Genomic DNA, 22,091 nt, shown 5'->3' on the forward strand with positions numbered 1-22,091 from the left:
CCAGAAGACGATGGTCCTTGTCAGACCTTGATGACCCCTTGTTCGGCCCGAATCCTTGCAGAAATCGCAATGATCGGCACCTGTCAGCCACTTCTTGCACCACAATCACGCACCGCTTCCAAGCGATCACGCCATGGCCTTCCGTGCTCAGTTCCTGCCTCGCCGACTCTCCCCGGGGCGCAGCATGCGCACCCGCGCCTTGGGAGTACGGCGTGGCAGCATCGGCGGTTCGGGGGGCTGGTCGATCTTCATCGAGGCCTCGAGCTTGCTGAGCCCCACTGAGCCCCCCAGGGTGGTGGCGAATTCGGCGTCACCCTGCTCGCGCTGATTGTCTGAGGGCGTGCCCGACGTGCGGGGTTCACCACTCGCTGACAGGTCCGGTGGCGGGATGATGACCCAGGCGAAGGTCGGCAGCGTCAGATTCCAGTAGATGGCCGGAAGTCGAATCATCAATACCATCACGATGGCCGCGCCTGTCGCCCAGGCAAGCGGCATCCCGAGCTCGAGCAGCGCGATATAGAGAATCCCGCCCGCCAGCGACGCCGAGGCGTAGATTTCCTGACGCAGCACCATCGGCACGCGGCGCGCCAGTACATCCCGGATCATGCCGCCTGCCACGCCACTCATGGTGCCCATCACCACGACAACGATGCCCTCTACCCCCATCATGCGGGCCTTGTGAGCGCCCAGCACGGTGAACAGCGCAAGGCCGAAGGCATCCGTCACGGGCAGAAAGACCCGCGTCAGGCGGTGAATGTAGTGAAAGCCCAATGTCGCCACGCCCACCGTGAGCAGGATCACCCAGAGATAGATCGGCTGCTCGACCCAGAACACCGGTCTGATGCCCAGCACAAGATCACGCAGGGTGCCGCCGCCGATACCGGTCACGGCGCCGAGCACCAGCATGCCGATCGGGTCCATCCGCGAACGACAGGCCACGACGACGCCTGTCAGCGCGAAGATCATCACACCGGCCAGATCCAGCCAGGTTATCCAGTTCATACCCATAGCATCCTCAGACGACGAAACTGTCATTCATGCGCCACACGCGAGCGTGATGGCCGTTCATTCAGCGGCCAGTCCGCGACGCGCCGTCACGCTGGGCGCCTCACCGAAACGCTGTTGATAGGCACGAGAAAAGTGCGCCAGATGGGTGAAACCCGTGGCAAAGGCCGCCTGGGAGACACTGACCCGACTGTCGGCGAGCACCCGCTGTGCATGATCCAGACGCATGCCGAGATAGCATTGCTTGGGGGTCTCGCCGAATTGCGCCACGAACAGGCGCGTCAGCTGGCGCTGTGACTGCCCCGCGAGCCGGCAGACCACCGGAATGGGCAGGGCCTGGGCAAGATTGGCCTCCATCACCGCCAGCGCCCGCACGACACTGCGCGGCAACGACGAATCGCGCGGAGTCGGGCTCTCCACATTCACGGCCGTGCGCTGGTGCATGATCTGACGTCCCACGGCATCGGCCAGCGAAGGGCCATAGAGCCGCTCGATCCAGGCCAGCATCATGTCGATGCTGGCCGCCCCGCCGGAGCCGGTCAGACGCTCACCCTGCCATTCATAAGGGGCCGAGCTGACGTCCAGCTCAGGAAACTCCTGCTGAAAGGCCGGCACGCTTTCCCAGTGCAACGCCACCGGATGCCCCGCCAGCACACCGGCCCGCGCCAGAATGAAGGGGGCGGTATCCAGTCCCCCCAGCCAGGCACCATGGGCCGCCAGCCAACGCAGCACGGCACGCGACTCACTGTCGACACTCGCTTCTGGCTCATAGGACGACACCACCATCAGGCGCATCCGGGCCATGGATGCCGAGGTCTGTTCACACACCGCTTCCGGTGCCTGCCGGGGCTCCCCCGTCATCAGCTGATCGAGGCGACCATCGACATCGATACGGACCCCGTTGCTGGCCACCACCGCCTCACCATCCGCTGACAACAGCCGCCAGGCGAACAGATCCCGCCCGAAGCGATTGGCGACCCTCAAGGGCTCGAGCAGGCAGAACAGCGTCAACATCGAGAATCGCGGTACCAGCCAGACATTCAGCGTATTCTCGGCGGCGCCGGGCGCCAGCACGGGTGGTGAGTCCGGCCGCGGGTAGGGATGCGCGCCAGTGCTCAAGGGCTTCATGTCCAGCGCGGTCGGGGTATCAGGCATATGGCGATTTTCATCAATCCTTCGGCGGTTTTCATCAAACGATAATGACATTGGGGAAAAGAGACCAGTGACCCGTGCAGAATCGCGGCTTTCGATCGTCTGTCACCTGCCATCATCGCATCGCGTCTGATGACATAACGCATCACTCAAGCCACGCGAGTGATTCCATATGGCATCAGAATATCGACCTTGGGCGTAGCGACCTTAGGCGAAAACTCAATAAAAACCCATTTAATTCAGTGGCTTGCAAAGAGCAAGAAACTGGCATGCCATTTGCTATCCATCATGACAGGAGACGCCAACCAGCGCCTCTCCCCATGTCATCCAGGACAGGATATCGCCATGAGCATCGCCAGCTTCAAATCCGCCCACCGCCTGATAACGGGCCAACAGGCCTCATCACGCCTCAGTGAAGAAATCCTTCGCCTGGGCATGCGCTGCCCGATGGTGGTCACCGACCCCGGTGTGCTGGGATCGGGTACCCTCAAGCCGATCACGGATCAGCTCGATGTACTGAAGGCCAATGGCCAGCTGACCCATTACCGCATCTTCAGCGAGGTCAGTGCCGAGCCGGAAGTGCACATCGTGGAGGACTGCATGAGCGTCTACCTCGAGGCGCAGTGCGATGGCCTGATCGCGCTGGGCGGCGGCAGCGCCATGGACATCGCCAAATGCGTGGCGGTATACGCCACCCATGACGGCGATCTGGAAAGCCTGTTCGGGGAAGACAAGGCCCGTGTGCGTGGTGCACCGCTGATCGCGATGCCGACCACGGCAGGCACCGGCTCCGAAGTCACCAACATCGGCATTCTGTCTGACACCGAAGCACGCATGAAGAAAGGTATCGTGAATGACTACCTGCTGCCGGACGTCGCCATCGTCGCCCCGGAGCTGACGGTCAGCTGTCCCCGCCATGTCACTGCCGCCAGCGGTGTCGATGCTCTGGTGCATGCCATCGAGGCCTACCTGTCCAACTTCGCCACGCCCATCACCGATGCGCTGGCCATCAAGGCCATGCGCCTGATCATCAAGGCATTGCCCAAGGCCTATGCCAATCCCGGCAATCTCGAGGCGCGTGAAGCCATGGCCACGGGGAGTCTGCTGGCAGGCATGGCCTTCGGCAATGCGGGGGTCGGTGCGGTCCACGCCCTGGCCTACCCGCTGGGCGGGCGCTACCACCTGCCCCATGGCGTGACCAACGCCCTGCTGCTGCCGCATGTGATGCGCTGGAATGCGCTGGCCTGCGTCGAACGCTTCCGGGATATCGCTGAGGCACTGGATACTGCGCATCATGCACTCAAGGATGAGGCCGCGGCCGAACTGGTCGTCGAGCGCCTGCACCAGCTGTGCCGAGACGTGGACATCCCCAGTGGCCTGCGCCATTTCGACATTTCCGAAAAGGATATTCCTTCGCTTGCGGCAGATGCCGTCAAGGTGGAACGCCTGCTGCGCAACAATCCGCGCCAACTGACCCAGCACGACATCGAGTGCATCTATCGCGCCGCCTGGTGAAGCCCGTCAGGCATGAGCACTGCCCCTTCTCGTGAACACCATCTCCACCCCAGGTGAAGATGAATAACGATAACAACAGGAACGCCATCATGAGCCACTGGAAAACCCGCCAACCCGGAGAGGAAAGCCCCTACTACGCCCTGGGGCCTTTCAAGATTCGCCTGCCCTTCCTGCACTACCGATTCGAGCTGCCCGACTATCTGCAGGGACTTCTGATGTGCGCGGTGGATCTCGCCGCCATCCCGCTGATGACGGAGCTGCTGGGCATGCCGTTTGAAGCCGCCCTGGCCATCGTGATGCTCAACGGGCTGCTGTATCTCGTTCACCATCTGCTGGGCGACCCGGTCATTCCCGGCTGGATCACGCCGGCCATCCCTCTGCTGATGGCCTATGTGGCCACCTTCCCCGAGGGCGAGACGCGGGTGCATGCCCTGATCGCCTTCCAGCTGATGCTCGGGATACTGGCCATCGTGCTCGGGCGAACGGGGCTGGCCAGCAAGGTGGTCAACCTGATTCCCTCGGCCATCAAGGCCGGCATCATCATGGGGGCAGGCCTGGCCGCGATCAGCGTGGTCTTCAAGGAAGGCGGACGCTTCGACACCTATCCCATCACCATCAGCATCGCCGTGGGTCTGGCGTTCTACATCATCTTCTCGCGCCACTTCGCAAGGCTGAAGACCTCGAATCCGTTCTGGGGCAACCTGGGCAAGCTGGGGATCTTCCCGATCATCCTGCTGGCGATCATCGTCGCACCGCTGGTCGGCGAGGCTGCCTGGCCTGACGTGCAGTGGGGCTTCAGTCAGCCGGACTTCGTGACCATGTTCAGCCAGTACACCGTCTTTGGCGTGGGCTTGCCGCCGCTGTCGATGTTCCTGACCGCCCTGCCCACCGTACTGGCCGCCTATATCGTGCTGTTCGGCGATGTCCTGCAATCCAAGGCGCTGGTCGAGGAAGCCGATGAGTCACGGCCTGACGAGAAGATCGACTATGACGCCAACCGTGCCCACATGATCTTCGGTGGCCGCAATACGCTGATGAGCCTGTTCGGTCCGGACGTCACCATGTGCGGGCCGCTGTGGGCCGCCATGCAGGTCGTCGTGGTCGAGCGCTACAAGGAAGGCAAGCAGGCGATGCACTCGCTGTTCGGGGGCTCAGGCTCCTTCCGCTGGGGCACGAATACCGGCCTGCTGTTGCTGCCCATCGTCAGTCTGGTCCAGCCCATTCTGGGGATCGCGCTGGCGCTGACCCTGTTGATCCAGGGTTATGTCAGCGTACGACTGGGGATTCTCGAAGCCCGCAGCCAGCGTGACCTCGGCATTGCCGGCGTGATCGCCGCCGTTCTGGTGATCAAGGGCGCCGCCTGGGCCTTCGGAATCGGGATCGCCCTGTGCCTGTTGATCTACGGCAAGCGCTTCTTCTCGGGGGAAAACGACGAGACCTTCAGCCGCGATCTCGGCAAGGGCGATATCGACGCTCCCGCCAGTGACGTGACGCCAACCGTTTCCACGACATCCTCGCATTGACGTATCGTAACCCCATGGCCCCCCGCCGCCTGAGCGCGCGGGGGCTTCTGTCAGGGGAACCCTCAATGCAGAACGTGGAACAGGATCTCAAGCTGGAAGCGGCGCTGGCACTGCTGGAACGTCAGTCACTGGAGGCCGTCGAGGTCATCGACACCCGCGGCGAGGTGATCGGCGTCTTGACGCGCCAGGAAGTGGAATCCGCCGCCGAGCGCAAGGAACGCCTCGCCCGGTCGAATCAGCGCACCCTCGCCGCCGGGCCGGACGGCCCACCGGACACCGCCACGGACCTGCTGGCCGAGGTTCCGGTGCAGCGAGTGCTGGATGCCTTGCACGACGGGGTCTACATCACCGACGCCCTCGGGGTGACCGTGGCCATCAACCAGGCCTATGAGCGCATCACGGGGCTCAAGCGCAGTGATGTGCTGGGCCGGCACATGCAGGAACTGGTGCGCAGAGGCTATATCTCCAAGTCGGTCTCTCTGGAGGTCATCCGGGACGGCAAGCCCGTCACTCTGGTCCAGAGCCTGCACGATGGCCGCAAGATCCTGGTCAGTGGCCAGCCCATGCACGCGCGGGATGGCGCCTTGAGTCACGTCGTCACCAGCGTGCGTGATATCACCGAATTGCTGCGCGCCAAGCATGCCCAGGAGCAGTTGCGACAACTGCACTCCCTGCACGAGACCTACAGCGTCAACGCCGGTACCGACGAGCAGGCACTGGAACTCGTCACCAGCGAGGCCACGGCCGCTTGCTTCGCGCTGGCAGAACGCGTGGCCGCCACCGATGTGAAGGTCCTGATCCAGGGCGAGACGGGCACGGGCAAGACATTGCTGGCCCGCTATCTTCACGAGCACAGCGAACGCTCTGCCGGCGTGTTTCTGGAACTCAACTGTGCCGCCCTGCCCGAAGGACTGCTGGAGGCGGAACTGTTCGGCTATGCGCCCGGGGCCTTCACCGGTGCCAATGCCCGGGGAAAACAGGGGCTGTTGGATGTGGCCAATGGTGGCACGCTGTTTCTCGACGAGATTGGCGACCTGCCACTCTCGCTGCAGGCCAAGCTGCTGAAGGTCGTCGAGGAGCAACGTTTCATGCCTGTGGGAGGGACCGAGCTCAGGCGGACCAACGTGCGCCTGCTGACCGCGTCACATCATGACCTGGCCGCTCGCGTGAGGGAGGGGCGCTTTCGCGAAGACCTCTATTATCGCCTCAGCGTCGTCCCCATCACGCTGCCCCCGCTTCGCGAGCGCCGTGGTGAGGTCATCCCGCTGCTACGCCACTATCTGGGTCACTTCTGCCAACGCCATGCCCGTGTTCGCCACTTCGATCCCGAGGTGCTGGAACTGCTGGCCTCGCATCAGTGGCCGGGCAACATCCGTGAGCTGATCAACCTGGTCGAGCGACTGGTCGTCACCACCGACCAGACGCTCATCACGACGGACATGCTGCCCGCCGAATGCCTGGGGCCAGGCGGTCTCGCAGCCCTCTCTGTCGCTGCGACGATACCTGCCGGAGTGCGCGAGAACCACGCCACACTCACGCAATGCACCCAGGCTCTGGAGCGGGAACTGATCCACCGGGCGCTCGAGCGACATGCCACGACGCGTGCTGCCGCTTCCTCGCTGGGCATCAATCAATCGACACTGGTCAAGAAGATGCAGAAGTACGCCATCAGGCGTCAGCGGTGACCGGGGTCTCGGGCAGCGAGCGAGGTGACAGCACGCAGCGGTCCCTGCCTCTGGCCTTGGCGTGATAGAGCGCTTCATCCGCCTGATTCAGGATATTCTCGAAGTCGTAATCCTCCCCGCTGCCAGCGGCGGAGACCCCCACGCTGATGGTGACGATCCCCTGCTGCGGATTGCCCGCATGCGGTAGCGCCAGTCCGCTGACATGCTCGCGAATCTCCTCCGCTCGCGCCAGCGCCGCTTGCGGGGAGCAGGATGGCAGCAGCACCACGAACTCCTCCCCCCCGAAACGCGCCACGATGTCGACATCGGGGTGCACGCTTTCGAAGATGGCCGTCGCGATGCGCTTGAGGCAGACATCGCCTTTCACGTGACCGTAGTGATCGTTGTAGGCCTTGAACTGATCGACATCGATCATGGCGACGCCGTACTGGAGTCGGCGATCGACCTGCTTGCCGATGAGGGAACTCACCAGGCTGTCGAAGTGGCGGCGGTTGTAGACTTCCGTCAGGGGGTCGATGGAGGCAAGTCGCCGAAACTCTTCATTCTTCTCCGTGAACTCCTCGACCCGCAACTGCTCGCGCAGCAGCAACAGGTAGGAAAGCCGCTCGGCCTTCTCGCTGCGCAGATTGGAGATGATGGAAAACAGCGTGATGGAGAAGAACACCATCAACGCCATGAACCCTGCCGATTCGTAGGGGGCAGGATGGGCGGTGACCAGGTACAGCATCACGCAGAAATGGAAGGCCGAAGAACACAGGGCGTACCAGAAACGCAGCTGGAACAGGACATTTCCCACCAGCACGATGAGCCCGAGCGCGAACAGATCCAGAAAGGAATGCGGTGACACTGACAACTGGATCAACAGGGCCGTGAAGATCATCGCGAAGCACACGAGAGCGGTCATCAGCATCTCGCGCAACACCGGCGACACACCGCGCTTGAGCAGGTAGATGCAGAACAACGCGATGGGCGTCATCACTCCGACCCGGATGATGATGGCTTCCAGCATGTGATCCGGCCGAAAGCGCCAGTCATTGATCAGAAACAGCAGGTAGATGCTGATCGCCACCGCCCCCATGCAGACAAGCTTGTGACTGCGCTCTGCGTGGATATCCCGCTCGAACCGCGCCTCGATCTCGTCCGGGAAATCGATACCCAGCCCGCCGTTGCGGTGTATCTGCCTGTCCACCTGTACCATCAGATCATTCATCCACGCCCCCTCCCTTGAGGACAGTCAATCAATGATCACACTCTATACAAGGCGACACCGGTGAATAAGGCATGCGGGCCAAACGTGACAATCGTTCACGCTTGTCAAACGATTGTCCAAATATTCGAGACCACGGACATTGCCCCCACGCCCCGGCGGGTGGGACGAGGCGACGGGGTCCCTCCCGTCTCGCTCGTCATCCGTGATTCTCCCCCTGCAGGCGACAATCGGCAGTGCGCCCTCAGCGATCGGCAGGCGATGAAAAGCGCCACGGCGCGGCAATCCGGAAGAAGCGCCGCGTGACGGCCTCGTCCACGGGACGCGTGATCAGCGAGACCAGCACGAAGACCGGCAGATTGAGCATCAGGCCCCAGAAACCGGCGTGAATCCCGAGCGGATGCGGCCAGACGATGGTCAACAGCACCGTGACGACAAAGCCGGCGCAGATGCCTGCAAACACCCCGGCGGCCGAGGCACGCGGCCAGAAGAACATGCCGAGAAACGCCGGCAGCACCTGGGAGGCAAAGCCCAGCCCGATCAGCAGGATCATCACCAGATTGCCCGGCTCGATGATGGCCAGCGGCGCGATGATCAGAAACATCACCGGGAAGATCAGCCACCGTGCCCATTGGCCGGCGCGTGCATCACTGAGCTTGAGCCCGGGCTGCAGCACATCCCGGCTCAGGCTCAGGGCTACCGAATGGATGAAGGGCTCGCTGGAGGACATCGAGGCAGCCAGCGTCCCCGCCCCCAGCAGCCCCACCAGCCAGACCGGCATGTTGGCCATCGCGTACTCCAGCACCACCGTATCGGCACGCTCAAGCTCGGGCAGGCTGAAGATGCCGATGAAGCCCACCACCACCAGCGGCAGGATCACCACGTAGTAGGTCGGCAGCCAGCTGGCGCTGCGGCGGATGGTCTGCGCGGAGGAGGCGCTCATCCATTGCGTCCACACCGGTGGCATGAAGGACAGCATCGAGACGATGATCGAGGTGGTCCAGAAGCTGAAGCTCATGTCGCCCCCCGCCCCCGGCAGGCGGAGATACTCGGGATGTGACCGCTCGAGGCGCTCGAACACTCCGCTGAAGCCCCACTCCCCCGTGGCCAGGTGCGCCGCCCACAGGCCGATGACCCATGCCACCACCACCATCAGCACGCCCTGGAAGACATTGGTACGCCCGATGGCGCGCTGACCACTGACGAACAGATACACGGCGATCGCCGCAAGCACCAGCAGCACGCCGGCCCACAGCGGGATACGCCCCCCGCTCATCACCAGCAGGATGTAGGCCGAGCCGATGGTCTGCAGCACCGCATAGGCCGCCGAGGCGATCGACATCACCAGCGCCGAGAGCGCGCCGAGTGCGGGGCTCTGATAGCGATCCGCGATCGCGCTTGCCTGGGTGACATGCCCGAACTGCTCACCGAATTTCCACACCTTGGGCCCGAAGTACCAGGCCACCAGCGCCAGATAGGCCAGATAGATCGCGACATAGAAGACCGGCACTCCCTTGCTGTAGGCCCAGCCCGGCGCGCCCATGAAGGTGTAGGCACTCACGCTGCCCGCCGCGATCAACAGATACAGTGTCATCGGCCCCATCGAGCGGCCGGCCACGCCCCACTGCTCCAGCGAATCCATGCGTCGGCCGCCGCGCGCGCCCAACCCGATCAGCATCGCCAGCGCGATATAGCCCAGGGTCATCATCAGCGGCACGCTGCCCTGCCAGGACGTGAGGGTCAGTGACTCACTCATGTGACGCCCTCTCATCCTCGCGCGGCGCGCCATCCTCCTCATCCGGCAACATTCGATTGCCCAGCAGCATGGCCCCGCTGCAGGCGAAGATGATCAGGTAGCTCCAGAGGATCAACGACGGCATGCCCCACAGCGAGCTCTGCTGATTGACCCAGCCGATCACCGGCCAGATACCCAGCGCGATCAACAGCAGAAAGACCGCCAAGAGACTCCAGCCTCGCCAGCTGGCAGGCATGACGACGCATGGCAGGCGTGACGTGGAGGCAGCCTCGCCGGTGTCCGGCGCGGAGGAAGGAGAGGAAGACGACGAGGTGTCAGGCGTAGCCAAGACAAGCTCCGATATGAACAGGGAGTGAATGAAAAATCTCGGCGCGCAGTGTAGCCGCTTGAAGCGCGGCTGGGGAGTTGCCATGAGGGTAAAAGGTCTGACCGCCGGGGATGTCAGTGGTCATGCTCGATCACCTCATCCGTTCAGAGTCAGGTCAGAGTCAGGGCAGAGTCCGGTCATGCGGATGCGATGAGTTTCCACCAGCGCTGAATGGAGGGCATCGGCTGGCTGTGGTAGCGTTCGCGCGATCTTTCATCAGACAAGACGCATTCAACCAGGGAGCATCGAGAGGTGCTTGATCCCCAGGCCTCCTGAGCAGAAATTCTGCCGAGAGCCGCCTCCTGAGATGCCTCGCTCACTTGCAGCGCGCTGAGCGAGCTCTCCCTCATCTACCGACAAGGCATTGGTACCGTGACCCCCATCTTCGAAAAGGACATTCGATATTTCACTCGGCACGAACAGGACTATGTCGCCCCGATCCGCAGACGCAAGCTATATACCGCCTGGAGCCTGGCGCTGGTAGGCATCCTGCTGGTGGGTCTTTCATGCGTATTCCTGATGGCGCCATTGCTCTTCCCGGAGAAGGACAGCCTTCCCTGGCCTGCCGACCTGGTGGTGATCGTCATCGTGTGGGTGGGCCTGTTTCTCATGAGCCTGCCCTACCACGCCCGTCATGGCATGCCACCGACGGCAGGACGGATGACCGGGCAGCTTGAGGAAGTGACATCCTCGACCCCCACTACCCCTCCGGACTCGATCATCGAGGACAGATTTCAAAGACAGGGATGGAAACAGACACATGAAGGCATCAGCTATCACTCCAGCAACCCCAGAAAGATCACCACTCGCCACTACTATCTGGGCAATACTCGCCTGATCTTGCCTCCCGGGGCTGATGACATCGTCCGTCCAGCCCTCGGCGAGGAGATATCCGTCATTGGTGCCCATGTCCCTGACGGCGTATCGCCACCGTTTCGGACTCTCTTCCCGTTCTTGAGACTCGCGCGCCAGGGAAGCCCTGACCACGGCTACATGGTCGTGCTGCAATATGACGACAAGATCAACATCGATGGTGTCCTGGAGAAGTACGGCAAGCACTTCTTCTGGCGGCGCAGGATGAGGAAACCTCTGCTGGCTCTGGTCATGGTGCTTCTGCTCATGCTGCCTTTCCTCTCCTCCCTCATCATCGCCCTCATCGATCACTTCTCCGAGGGGCTGGGTCCCGGGTTGACCTACCCCTGGTGGGCCGCATGTCTCTGCCTGGTGCTGTCCTTCCCGGTGATCTATCTCAAGACCCGAAAGGCGCTGATCGGCAAGAGCGACAGGATCGATTATCAGGAGCAGCTCAAGGGCTGATGGATACACGACTCAAGAACACGCTGCTCAACACAGCAACGCCGGACCTCGATGAGGCCCGACGTTCTTGAGGCGAAAGACTGTCCTGACTGGCTCAACCGACGATGGCGTTGAGCATCAACAGCGTGATGATGGAGATGGCCCAGGCGAGTGTCGTCGGCAGGGTCAGCACCAGCATCTGATGCTTGGTGCTCTTGACGCCGAGCATGCGATTGACGACCCAGAAATAACTGTCATTGAAGTAGCTGAAGAACATCGCGCCGATACAGGCGGCCTGCGCGGCCAGCACCATGTTGACGTCCGGCATGCCCATCAGGATCGGCGCGGAGATCGAGGCTGCGGTAATCATCGACACCGTGCCGCTCCCCTGGATGAAGCGCACCAGGGTGGCGATGATGAACGGGATCAACAGCGGCTGAAGCCCCAGTGCCGCGACCTGCATGGCGATGTAATCGCCGCCGCCACTGGCACGCAGTACCGAGCCCAGTGCACCACCGGCACCGGTGACCAGCAGGATGATCCCCGCCGTCTCGACGCCCTTTTCCAGATGATCGAAGACTTCCTGCCTGGGGGTCTTCGGCATCAGGCCATAGATGGCGACCAGCACGCCGATGCCCACGGCGATTACCGGGTTGCCGATGAAGGCGATGGTACTGGTGAGCGCATTGCTGGTATCGCCCATCACGGCGCTGACCAGCGTGTTGAGGAAGATCAGCGCGATGGGCAGGCCGATCGGCATGCAGGACATCAGCAGGGACGGCAGCTCTGATTCAGGCAGCATGCTGTCGGTGTCATGCTTGACGCTACCTTCGAAACCACCCGGCTGGGACTCCAGCATCGCCTCGATGCGCGGGCCCATGATACGGGCATAGATGACCAGTGCAATCAGCGCCGGCGCGGTGATCACCAGGCCCCAGCCGATCATCAGACCGATGTCGACACCGAAGATACCCGCCACGCCCAGCGGACCCGGGGTCGGTGGCACGCTAGAGTGGGTGATGATCAGGCCAGCCGCCAGCGCGATGCCCAGACCGATCACCGAACGTCCGCTGTTGCGCGCCAGTGAACGCACCAGCGGATTGAGGATGACGTAGGCCGAATCACAGAAGATCGGGATGGAGACGATGTAGCCCGTCAGCGCCATCGCGGCCTCTTCCTTGTTCTTGCCCAGCAGATTGAGGATGGCATAGGCCATGCGCTGTCCGGCACCGGTCACCTCCAGCACACGCCCCATCATCACGCCGAAGCCGATCACGAGACCGATGGTGGAAAGCGTCTTGCCAAAGCCGGTGGTGATGGCACTGATGACCTCATTGGGCGGCATGCCACCGATCAACCCCGCCAGAGAGGCGGCGATGATCAAGGCCAGCAAGGCATGCACGCGGGTCTTCAAAACCAGATAGATCATGACGAAGATGGCGATACCCAGGCCGATGATGACCTGTGGCCCCGCGACGGCGGCGTCTGTCATGGGTGATGCTCCTGTCGATTGTTATTGTGTGGCGTGCGGTGTCGGCGCTGCCGTCTGGCATGTCACCGATCGTTGTTATTGACGTACGGGTGTGACGAGCAGGTCTGGCGAAGGTGTCTGGCGAGCTCGTCCTGGATGAGATGCCCGAACGCTGGCTAGGCGATGGCGCTCTCGTCACGGTAGGCATTGAGAATCTCGTGCAGGTCGGCATCGCCGACGAAGCCCAGCGCACGCGCCTTGCGGGTGTCAAAGCGCGCCGGCCAACTGCCGACGATGGCGGTGATCCGCGGGTCAGGCTCATGCTTGACGAGGGCCAGCGCCTGCTCGCCGGCGATATCTGCCAGCGCCTTGAGCATCTCGGCGACGCTGACGGTGATGCCCGGCAGCATGAAGCAGCGCGAGAGGCCGAAATCAGCCGCCGGCACTTCCGCACCCTGGATCAGGGCCGCGACCACGCGACGCGGCGACATCACGAACATCTCAAGCTCGGTCGGTACCGGGCAGATGGCGGTTTCGCCATTGAGCGGTTCGCGCAGGATTGAGGAGGCGAAGCTCGAGGCCGCCGCGTTAGGGCGCCCCGGGCGCACGATGATGGTGGGCAGGCGCAGCACGCAGCCATCCACCAGACCGCGACGGCTGTAATCATTGATCAGCAGCTCCGACATCGCCTTCTGGGTGCCGTAGGAGTTCTGCGGCACCAGGGCGGTCATGTCGCTCAGCGTTTCGGGGAGATCGCCCCCGTAGGCGGCGACCGAACTGGCCATCACCAGTCGAGTGCCATTCAATCCGCGTGCCGCGCAGCCTTCCAGCAGCAGACGAGTCGCGTCGAAATTGACGCGCATGCCGAGTGCCAGATCCGCCTCGGCCGCCGAGCTGACCACGGCTGCCAGGTGATAGATCACCGCAGGCTCGCCCGCCAGGCAGCGATCAAGCACCTCGGCGTCGGCGATATCACCGGCGATGATCTCGACATCCAGCGAGGTGGCCGGCTTGGCTGCCAGACATGACGCCGCCTCGGGACGTGGTGCCTCGATCTGATCCAACAGGGTCAGGCGTGACAATGGCTGGCCGTTCAAGCTGCCCTTGTCGATCAGGGCCTCGGTCAGGCGCTGACCGAGGAATCCGGCGGCGCCGGTAATCATGACGTACATCGTGTGGACTCCTTGCCAGCCGTCGGCATGACGGCCCATGGCGTGTTGTCGTTGTTATGGTTGTTGGCGTTATCGGCGTTGTTGCTGGCTTGTCTGATGATCAGGCGGTGCCGGACAGGCCGTCGTTGAGCCCGAAAGCCTGTCCCCAGCCGAGGCCTGCGCGCGTCTCACCGCGTGGACGATATTCACAGCCGATCCAGCCGTCGTAGCCCAGGCTTTCCAGCCGGGCGAACAGCGCCGGATAGTGCACTTCCCCCACATCCGGCTCGTGACGGTCCGGCACGCCGGCGATCTGCACATGGCCCATGTGTGCGAACTGCGCCTCCAGATTGCGGATCAGATCGCCCTCGACGATCTGGCAGTGGTAGAGATCGAACTGCACCTTGAGGTTGGCGGCGCCGACCCGGGCGAGAATCTCGCGTGCCTGCGCCTGGCCACTCAGATAGAAGCCGGGCATGTCGCGCGGGTTGATCGGTTCGATCAGCAGTGTCTTGCCGACCTTCTCAAGCTCTGCGGCGGCGTAACGCAGGTTGCTGAGGTAGGTCTCGGTGCAACGGGCCCGCATGGCGTCATCCGCACCCTCCGGCACCAGCCCCGCCATGGCATGCACGCGGGGACAATCGAGTGCCTGGGCATAGCGAATCGCCTCGGCCACCGAGGCCCGAAACTCCTCCTCGCGGCCCGGCAGACAGGTCAGGCCGCGCTCACCGGCCTCCCAGTCGCCCGGCGGCAGATTGAACAGCACCTGCGACAGCTGGTGTTCATCGAGCCTTGCGCGCAGTTCTTCCGGGGAATAGGCATAGGGGAAGAGATATTCGACCCCGCGAAAACCGCTGTCGGCCGCAGCCGCGAAGCGATCGAGAAAGTCATGCTCGGTGAACAGCATGCTGAGATTGGCGGCCAATCGGGTCATGTCAGATCCTTGGATGTCACAGACGAAGAGGTCATCACTCAGGGGCGGCCGAATTTGGCTTCGAGTTCCGCCACCTGTTCCGGGGTCATCCCACGTGGGTTCTTGCCCTGCAGCAGCAGGAACAGCTTGGCGGTTTCCTCAAGCTCTTCCGTGGCATAGACCGCCGCTTCCAGGGTCTTTCCGGCCACTACCGGGCCATGATTGGCCAGCAGCACGGCGCAGTGCTTGCCGGCCAGGCCACGCACCGCATCGCCCAGCGCGGGGTCGCCCGGCATGTAGTAAGGCACCAGCGGCAGCTTGCCGACCCGCATCACGTAATAGGCCGTCAGCGGCGGAATGCACTCACACGGATTCACATCCGGCAGGCAGGACACCGCCACCGAGTGGGTCGAATGCAGGTGGACGATGGCACCCGACTGCGGGCGCTCGTCATACATGGCGCGATGCAGGAAATGCTCCTTGGTCGGCGCGTCGCCATCGATCAACACGCCCTGGGCATCCAGGCGTGAGATGCGCGCCGGGTCCAGGCGCCCCAGGCAGGCATTGGTCGGCGTCATCAACCAGCCACCATCGTCCAGCCGCTGGCTGATGTTGCCGCTGGAGCCCATGGTCAAGCCGCGGTCGAACAGTGACTTGCCGTAGGTGGCGATCTGCTCGCGCAACACGTTGATGTCGTGCCGTGACTGACTCATGCGGTCTCCTCGCGGGGATTCATGGCATCCAGCACATCGAATGCCCGAGTAAAGAAGTCTTCGCCGCCGAAGTTGCCGGACTTGAGGGTCAGCGAGAGCATCGCCTCCGGCTGCGAGGGGCCGGCGGCCGGGTGCGGTGCCTGTGTCCAGGGCACGCCGGGGTCGATCTGACCGCCGATGCGCAGCTCACGGATGTCGAGTGCCGAGACCACCGCGCCGGAGGTTTCTCCCCCCGCCACCAGCAGGCGCCCGACCCCTTCGCTCACCAGCATGCTGGCCAGACTGGCCAGGGCGCACTCGATGAGTTCACCGGCCTGCTTGACGCCCAGTGACGCCTGCGCCGCCTTGACGCTTTCCGGCTCGGCCGAGGCGTAGATCAGAAATGGCCTGGGGTCCGCCGCCGCCAGTTGCTCACGGGCAAAGTCGAGTGCCGCCTCGAAGTGGGCATCGCTCGCGTTGAGCTTGACGGGGTCCAGCGCGAAGGCGGCATGCTGCTGGGTGAAGTGCGCCACCTGCTTGAGCGTCATGCGCGAACAACTGCCGGACAGCACCATCGCGGCGCCCTGCGCCGGGGCCAAGACCGCCGCATCATCGATCTTCGCAAGCCAGCCCTTGCGGCGGTACTGGGCAGGCAAGGCCTGCGCGAGGCCAGAGCCGCCGGTGACCAGCGCGTGCTCCACCAGCGTCTCGGCCAATACCTCGAGATCACGCTCGTCGAGACTGTCGCAGACCACATGACGCACTCCTTGCACCTTCAGCGTGGCAAGTCGCTCACCAGCGGCCTGCGCTCCCTCACTCAACGTGGCGTGGTTGAGCAGCCCCACACCATGGGGCGTCTGGCGTGACAGCACGCGCACGATGTCGGCATCGGTCATCGGGTTGAGGGGGTGATGCTGCATGCCGCTGTCATTGAGCAGACGGTCACCCACGAACAGATGCCCCTGATAGACACTGCGCCCGTTGATCGGGAACGCCGGCACGAAGGCGGTCTGTGTGCTGTCCAGCGCCTCCAGCAGCGCATCGGCGACCGGGCCGATATTGCCCTCCGGCGTGGAATCGAATGTCGAGCAGTACTTGAAGAACAGCTGGCGAGCCCCCTGGGCCTTCAACCATTCAAGCGCCGCCAGCGATTCACTGATCGCCTGATCCACCGGGCAGCTACGCGACTTGAGCGCGATGACCACGGCGTCCACTTCGCTGAGATCCAGCCCGCTCCCCGTCCCTTCCTGCAGCGCGTCCTGGGGGACCCCGATCACCTGCACGGTGCGCATGCCGGCACGTACCAGGTTGTTGGCAAGATCCGTCGCGCCGGTGAAGTCATCGGCGATTCCGCCCAATACGATCGGCATCACTGCGCTCCTTCATCATTGGCGGCCGGCAGGCTGAAGCTGCCGAGACGCTGATAGACCTTGATGACGGCCGAGTCATCCTCGCGCCCGAAGCCTGCACCACTGGCGGCGGTGAACTGCTGCAGGGCACTGCCCGCCACCGGCATGGCAAGCTTCAGCTCACGCCCGGTGCTGTGCACGATGTTCAGGTCCTTGACGAAGATGTCGACGGCCGACAGCGGCGTGTAATCGCCCTTGAGGATGTGCGGCACGCGATTCTCGAACATCCAGGAATTGCCCGCAGAATGGGTGATGACGTCATACAGGGTGTCGGGGTCGATCCCCATGCTCATGCCCAGCGCCATGGCTTCAGCCGCCGCCGCGATGTGCACGCCGGCGAGATGCTGGTTGACCAGCTTGACGCTGGAGCCCGGGCCGGCGCCGTCGCCCAGCCGATAGACATTGGCCGCCATCGCCGCCAGCACGCGTTCCGCCTTGACGTAAGCCGCTTCACTGCCGGAGGACATCACGGACAGCTCACCGCTGCGTGCCTTGACGGCGCCGCCGCTGATCGGGGCGTCGAGCAGCTCCAGCTGCATGTCGTTCAGACGGGTTTCGAGATCACGCGCGAAGCTCGGCGCCACGGTGGCGCACTGGATCACCAGGCTACCCGGCGCGAGTCGCTCGGCCAGACCGCCCTCTCCCTCGGCCCCGAACAGCACCTGCTCGACCTGATCGGCATTCACCACGACCAGCACCACCACCTGACACTCGGCCGCCAGTGCCAGCGGCGAGGCCACCGTGCGCCCCCCTGCCGCGTCAAACGCCTGACAGGCACCAGGCGAGATATCACAGCCGATCACGTCCAGGCCTGCTTCCAGCATGGCGCGCGCACTGCCCATTCCCATCGCGCCGAGGCCGACAAGGCCGATCACTGGTGAAGTCGTTACTGCTGTCATCTGGCGTCTCCCGCTGAACCTGTTCCGAGTGACGATCAAGGCGGCCTCTTTCAGCGACATCGATCTGCACTTCCATGAATGTTAGCGCTACCATGTTAGCGCTAACATCATTAATAGATTAGGCTCCAAGCCACGACAAGCGGCAGATGAGAAAACGCGACAAATGTCTAATCAATCAGAATCATCCCGACGCAGCCGCAAGGGGGCCATGCAGCCGACCCTGAATGATGTGGCCCGGGAAGCCGGCGTCTCGTCGATCACCGTCTCGCGCTACTTCAATAGTCCCGACAGCGTGCGCGAGGCGACACGCCTCAAGGTCGAGGCGGCCATCGAGAAGGTCGGGTACGTGCGCAACCTGATTGCCGGCAGCCTGGCCTCGGCCACCAGTCGCGTGATTCCTGTCATCGTGCCCTCGCTGTCCAACGTGGTGTTCATCGACGTGATCAAGGGGCTCCAGGAGGAATTCGAGGCGCACGGTTATCAGCTGCTGCTGGGCAAGACGGACTACGATCTGGCTCGCGAAACCCAGCTGATCCGTACCTTTCTGGGCTGGTCGGCCGCGGGCCTGGTGGTGACGGGACTGCGCCATGACGAGGCGACACGCCAGATACTGGAGAACTGGAATCAGCCGATCGTGGAGATCATGGAGCTGGGGGAAGGGTTGGATCTGAACGTGGGGATGGATCATGTCGCCGCCGGACGCGCCATGACCGAGCACCTGCTGGCACGCGGGTATCGCACGATCCACTTCGCCGGTGCCGAACTCGATCGCGACTATCGCGCGGCGATGCGCTACGCCGGGCACCGTGAGGCGCTGGCCGCCGCCGGCATCGAGGAGGCTCCCCTGCTCGACCTGCCCGTGCGTCAGCAGATGACCAGCGGTGCGCAGGCGCTCGAGCGCATCCGCGAGAGCCACCCTGACTGCGACGCCATCCACTTCGCCAACGATGACATGGCCTGTGGCGCGATTCTCGCCGCCGCGCGGCTCGGCGTGAGTATCCCGGACGACATCGCCATCGCCGGCTTCAATGGCCTGCCCATCGGTGAGCACGTCACCCCGCGTCTCACCACCATCGTCTCACCGCGAGAGCAGATCGGCCGTGTGGCCGCACGCAAGTTGCTGGCACGCATCCAAGGCGAGCCCGTGGGTGAGCAGAGTCACGACCTGGGGTTCACGCTGCGGGTCGGTGATAGCACCTGAACACAGCCTGAGCACACACAAGCTCAGCGCATCACCCACGCCATCAACAGCTGGCCCAGCGCGACACACACGAAGACACTCAGGCCCGCCAGCGTGGAGGAGAAGCTGGCCAGCGCCACGGACAGCAGTGCCGCGACGCACAGCAGACGCGACGGCAGGCTGATTCGACGACGGGATACGCTTTCTAGAGGCGGAGGACTGACGGGACGCTTGAGGTTGGCGAAGAATTCCGCCAGCCGTCGCGCGCGTGAGAACGGGCGTCTTGGCGCATACAGATAACGGGCGAGGAACAGGAAGCCGACGACAGTCACGATCTGGATGACCAGCGATATCGCCAGCTTGATGTCGACCAGCTGGGATTCCGGGAAGCCCGAGAGCCAGGGCAGACGCTGCAGTGTCGGCATGTCGAGCCAGAAATAGCTGCCAAGCGTGACCGTGATCCCCACCAGCACACTGCCCCACCCGGCCCAGTCAGGCGCCCCCGTTCTGAAGAGCACCATCAGGGCCGGGAGTGCCAGCGGCATCTGCAGCAGCACACCGAACATGATCATGATGTCGAACAGGCTCACCAGCTCAATGCGACTCAGGACGATGACGAACAGGACGACGATGACGCCCTGCACGACACCGAACATCCGTCCCAGACTCACCAGTCGCGTTGCCATGCCGGAGGTCTGCTCGAGCAGTGGCATCACGAGTCGCATCATCACGCCGGCATCACGATTGAAGGCCGTGGTGATGGGCGCGATGGTGACCGCCAGCATGGCGGAGATCACCAGTCCCAGTACACCGGACGGCAGGTAGTGGATGATGAAATGCACATAGGCCACGTTGGCCGCGTCATTGCCGAGCGCGGGATAACGTGCCGCCAGGTCGATGCCCGCCGACCCCAGCAACCAGGGCGGCAGGAACCAGGTCACGGGCCCGATCACGAACAGCACCGATGCCAGGCCTGCCGCCTTGCGCGCTTCGCCGTCATCTGCCGTAGTGAGGAAACGATAGCTGGAGGTGGCATTGTTGATGCTGATGCACTGCTTGACCAGCATGGCCAGTGACCAGATCCCCATGATGAGCAGGCTGTTGTGTGAACTGCCGATCCAGAAATCCCGGTTCGACTCAGGGAAGCTCAACGATCCGTTCCACATCAGCGTGAGGCAGAAGCCACCGATGACAAGCGTGAGAATCGCCAGCTGCATCATCTGGATGAAGTTGTTGGCCGAGACGATCCACACGCCGCCCACCAGGGTAATGGCGATGATGAGGCTGCCGATCAGCACGGCGATGCTCACCACCGGAAAGCCGAAGACCGCGCTCAGGAAAAGCGAGACGCCGTAGAGGCCGATGGAGGCGGTCATCAGCGTCAGGAAGATCTGACTGATGACATACACGAGTTGCGTCGTCTTGCCGTAACGCAACTCGAGAATGTCGGAATAGGTGCTGACCCTCAGCCGGCGGAAACGCGGCGCGAAATACAGCGCCGCCAGCAGAAAGCCCAGCGCATTGCCCCAGAAGATCACCAGCACGGCAAAGCCATCCTCGTAGGCCTTCTGGGCGGCCCCGGTGAAGGTCCAGGCGGAGAACTGCGTCATGAACGCCGTACTCCCCGCCATCCACCAGGGCACGTTGCCGCTCCCCCGGATGAAGCTGTCCGGCGTCTGGCTGCGACGTCGATAGACCAGGATCGTCAGCACGATCAGGATGATGGAGAAGAACAGTGCGACTCTATCCAGCTGTGTCATGTGGCTCCCTGCCGATCATTCCCGTGCCGACGCACATTCCTGCACTCTCGAACACAAGTATGCGGGGGCTCGAGAGTGCCCTTCCCCATCATGAGGCGTGATACTGACGCCGGGCGCGCAAGACTTGCGCGCTCATCTGTCTAGCACTTCATGATCAGTAATAATATTTCAAGCCAACACGCGTCTTGAGCTGACGCGTATCGGAACTGGAACTGGAACTGACATCCGCGAATTCCAGATACGGGAACCATGACCCCATGCGACGCCCCGCACTCAGAATATAATCGTAGTTCTCGCGGGTATTGTTGTAGATGTCCTTGTCTTCGTTGCGATAATAGTTGGCCTCCAGCCAGTATTTATTCTTGCCATGGTTGTAGGACATGGTGAAGGTGATCTTGTTCTGTTCATAATCATCATTGGAATCTTCACTGTAGTTGGAGTATTCCCGACGATAGCGCAGCGCCGTGGTCAAGGGGATACTGCTGGCCTTGTAGCCGACACGCAGCTGCGGCTTGATCGTGTACTTGCCATCCCCGAACGCGATGGGCATGCCGGGTTGGATATACCAGTTATCGTCCAGCTTGAACTTGAAGCCCCAATCGATCTCGCTGTCACCGCGCTCCAGATTCCCCATCGCGGGTTGTGAGCCATCTTCACGTTTCTCGGACGCAAACTTGGATTCCAGCCCGTAATAGAAGTTGTCGATGGAATCGCTCACCTTGACTCGGGTGGCATGTTGCTTGGCGTGATGCTTGTATTCATGACGAATATCCAGTGTCACGGCCTGGGCGCTGGTAGTGAACACCAGTGCGGCAATCGAAAGGGAGATCTTGTTGTAGTGTTTCATGGCGTACCTCATTGTTTTTATGGGGAGTCAGTCAATTGACTTGCAGGCAACCTGCGTCCTGTCGCGTGCCCGGCATTGGCTAGCGCGTGGGTTGCCTTGTGTTGGCATCGGCGTACTGGATCGATCCAGACGCCAGATGCAGGCCGCAGAATCCCCTGCCGATGGCGCAAAGGCGCATCGACTCTCCTTCTGATGTGGTCATTGGCGTTGACCGAGTCAGGAGTGGGGATTCGGGTTCGGGGTATCAGAGGTTCACGGAGCGA

At 62.8% G+C, this 22,091-nt stretch carries 18 protein-coding genes; 5 read left to right on the plus strand and 13 right to left on the minus strand.

Annotated elements, in window-relative coordinates; genetic code table 11:
• Positions 1-147 precede the first annotated feature (147 nt).
• Together HXS65_RS13315 and HXS65_RS13320 are read right to left on the minus strand one after the other, a co-directional pair.
• A complete protein-coding gene (locus HXS65_RS13315) occupies positions 148-1,002 on the minus strand; it encodes a trimeric intracellular cation channel family protein (RefSeq protein ID WP_176494116.1) in 855 nt (284 codons plus the stop codon).
• A 63-nt stretch (positions 1,003-1,065) separates the two neighbouring features.
• Entirely contained in the window at positions 1,066-2,160 is a 1,095-nt protein-coding gene (locus tag HXS65_RS13320) for a GlxA family transcriptional regulator (RefSeq protein WP_240499703.1), read from the minus strand.
• A 342-nt stretch (positions 2,161-2,502) separates the two neighbouring features.
• On the opposite strand from HXS65_RS13320, the gene HXS65_RS13325 reads away from it, so the two are divergent.
• From HXS65_RS13325 to HXS65_RS13335, 3 genes are all read left to right on the plus strand, one after another.
• Positions 2,503-3,672: an iron-containing alcohol dehydrogenase gene (locus HXS65_RS13325; protein ID WP_077371205.1), complete on the plus strand. Its 1,170-nt coding sequence runs from the start codon at positions 2,503-2,505 to the stop codon at positions 3,670-3,672.
• An 89-nt stretch (positions 3,673-3,761) separates the two neighbouring features.
• Positions 3,762-5,195, plus strand: a complete 1,434-nt coding sequence (locus tag HXS65_RS13330; RefSeq protein WP_077371203.1) for a hypothetical protein — start codon at positions 3,762-3,764, stop codon at positions 5,193-5,195.
• Between the two features lie 65 nt (positions 5,196-5,260).
• Positions 5,261-6,880, plus strand: a complete 1,620-nt coding sequence (locus tag HXS65_RS13335) for a sigma-54-dependent Fis family transcriptional regulator (RefSeq protein ID WP_176494117.1) — start codon at positions 5,261-5,263, stop codon at positions 6,878-6,880.
• Here the strand turns inward: HXS65_RS13335 and HXS65_RS13340 are convergent.
• From HXS65_RS13340 to HXS65_RS13350, 3 genes are all read right to left on the minus strand, one after another.
• Positions 6,864-8,090, minus strand: coding sequence for a diguanylate cyclase (locus HXS65_RS13340; RefSeq protein WP_176494118.1), 1,227 nt, complete (start codon positions 8,088-8,090; stop codon positions 6,864-6,866). The genes HXS65_RS13335 and HXS65_RS13340 overlap by 17 nt on opposite strands.
• A gap of 241 nt (positions 8,091-8,331) precedes the next feature.
• A complete protein-coding gene (locus tag HXS65_RS13345) occupies positions 8,332-9,843 on the minus strand; it encodes a sodium:solute symporter (protein WP_176494119.1) in 1,512 nt (503 codons plus the stop codon).
• Entirely contained in the window at positions 9,836-10,171 is a 336-nt protein-coding gene (locus HXS65_RS13350) for a hypothetical protein (RefSeq protein ID WP_255304518.1), read from the minus strand. Before HXS65_RS13350 ends, HXS65_RS13345 begins: the two co-directional genes overlap by 8 nt.
• Before the next feature lie 411 nt (positions 10,172-10,582).
• On the opposite strand from HXS65_RS13350, the gene HXS65_RS13355 reads away from it, so the two are divergent.
• Positions 10,583-11,527: a hypothetical protein gene (locus HXS65_RS13355; RefSeq protein ID WP_176494120.1), complete on the plus strand. Its 945-nt coding sequence runs from the start codon at positions 10,583-10,585 to the stop codon at positions 11,525-11,527.
• A gap of 94 nt (positions 11,528-11,621) precedes the next feature.
• On the opposite strand, the gene HXS65_RS13360 is transcribed toward HXS65_RS13355, so the two are convergent.
• The 6 genes from HXS65_RS13360 to ltnD form a co-directional block, all read right to left on the minus strand.
• Complete coding sequence (locus HXS65_RS13360) at positions 11,622-12,998, minus strand: GntP family permease (protein WP_176494121.1); 1,377 nt, start codon at positions 12,996-12,998, stop codon at positions 11,622-11,624.
• A 155-nt stretch (positions 12,999-13,153) separates the two neighbouring features.
• Positions 13,154-14,149: a D-erythronate dehydrogenase gene (denD, locus tag HXS65_RS13365; RefSeq protein ID WP_176494122.1), complete on the minus strand. Its 996-nt coding sequence runs from the start codon at positions 14,147-14,149 to the stop codon at positions 13,154-13,156.
• A gap of 100 nt (positions 14,150-14,249) precedes the next feature.
• Complete coding sequence (gene otnI / locus HXS65_RS13370) at positions 14,250-15,062, minus strand: 2-oxo-tetronate isomerase (RefSeq protein WP_176494123.1); 813 nt, start codon at positions 15,060-15,062, stop codon at positions 14,250-14,252.
• Positions 15,063-15,100: 38 nt separating this feature from the next.
• The gene (gene otnC, locus HXS65_RS13375) at positions 15,101-15,754 is read right to left on the minus strand and encodes a 3-oxo-tetronate 4-phosphate decarboxylase (protein ID WP_077371185.1); all 654 of its coding nucleotides are present in this window, start codon (positions 15,752-15,754) and stop codon (positions 15,101-15,103) included.
• Complete coding sequence (gene otnK / locus HXS65_RS13380) at positions 15,751-17,103, minus strand: 3-oxo-tetronate kinase (RefSeq protein ID WP_176494124.1); 1,353 nt, start codon at positions 17,101-17,103, stop codon at positions 15,751-15,753. Before otnK ends, otnC begins: the two co-directional genes overlap by 4 nt.
• Positions 17,103-18,041: an L-threonate dehydrogenase gene (ltnD, locus tag HXS65_RS13385; protein WP_176494125.1), complete on the minus strand. Its 939-nt coding sequence runs from the start codon at positions 18,039-18,041 to the stop codon at positions 17,103-17,105. Before ltnD ends, otnK begins: the two co-directional genes overlap by 1 nt.
• Positions 18,042-18,204: 163 nt before the next feature.
• On the opposite strand from ltnD, the gene HXS65_RS13390 reads away from it, so the two are divergent.
• Positions 18,205-19,242 (plus strand): LacI family DNA-binding transcriptional regulator, encoded by a 1,038-nt coding sequence (locus HXS65_RS13390; protein WP_176494126.1) that lies wholly within the window; start codon positions 18,205-18,207, stop codon positions 19,240-19,242.
• A 23-nt stretch (positions 19,243-19,265) separates the two neighbouring features.
• Here the strand turns inward: HXS65_RS13390 and HXS65_RS13395 are convergent, their stop codons facing one another.
• Positions 19,266-20,981 (minus strand): hypothetical protein, encoded by a 1,716-nt coding sequence (locus HXS65_RS13395; RefSeq protein ID WP_176494127.1) that lies wholly within the window; start codon positions 20,979-20,981, stop codon positions 19,266-19,268.
• A gap of 154 nt (positions 20,982-21,135) precedes the next feature.
• Positions 21,136-21,828 (minus strand): oligogalacturonate-specific porin KdgM family protein, encoded by a 693-nt coding sequence (locus HXS65_RS13400; protein WP_167592992.1) that lies wholly within the window; start codon positions 21,826-21,828, stop codon positions 21,136-21,138.
• Between the last annotated feature and the right edge of the window lie 263 nt (positions 21,829-22,091).

The sequence above is a fragment of the Cobetia sp. 5-25-4-2 genome (genome assembly GCF_013374075.1).
GTDB lineage: Bacteria > Pseudomonadota > Gammaproteobacteria > Pseudomonadales > Halomonadaceae > Cobetia > Cobetia marina.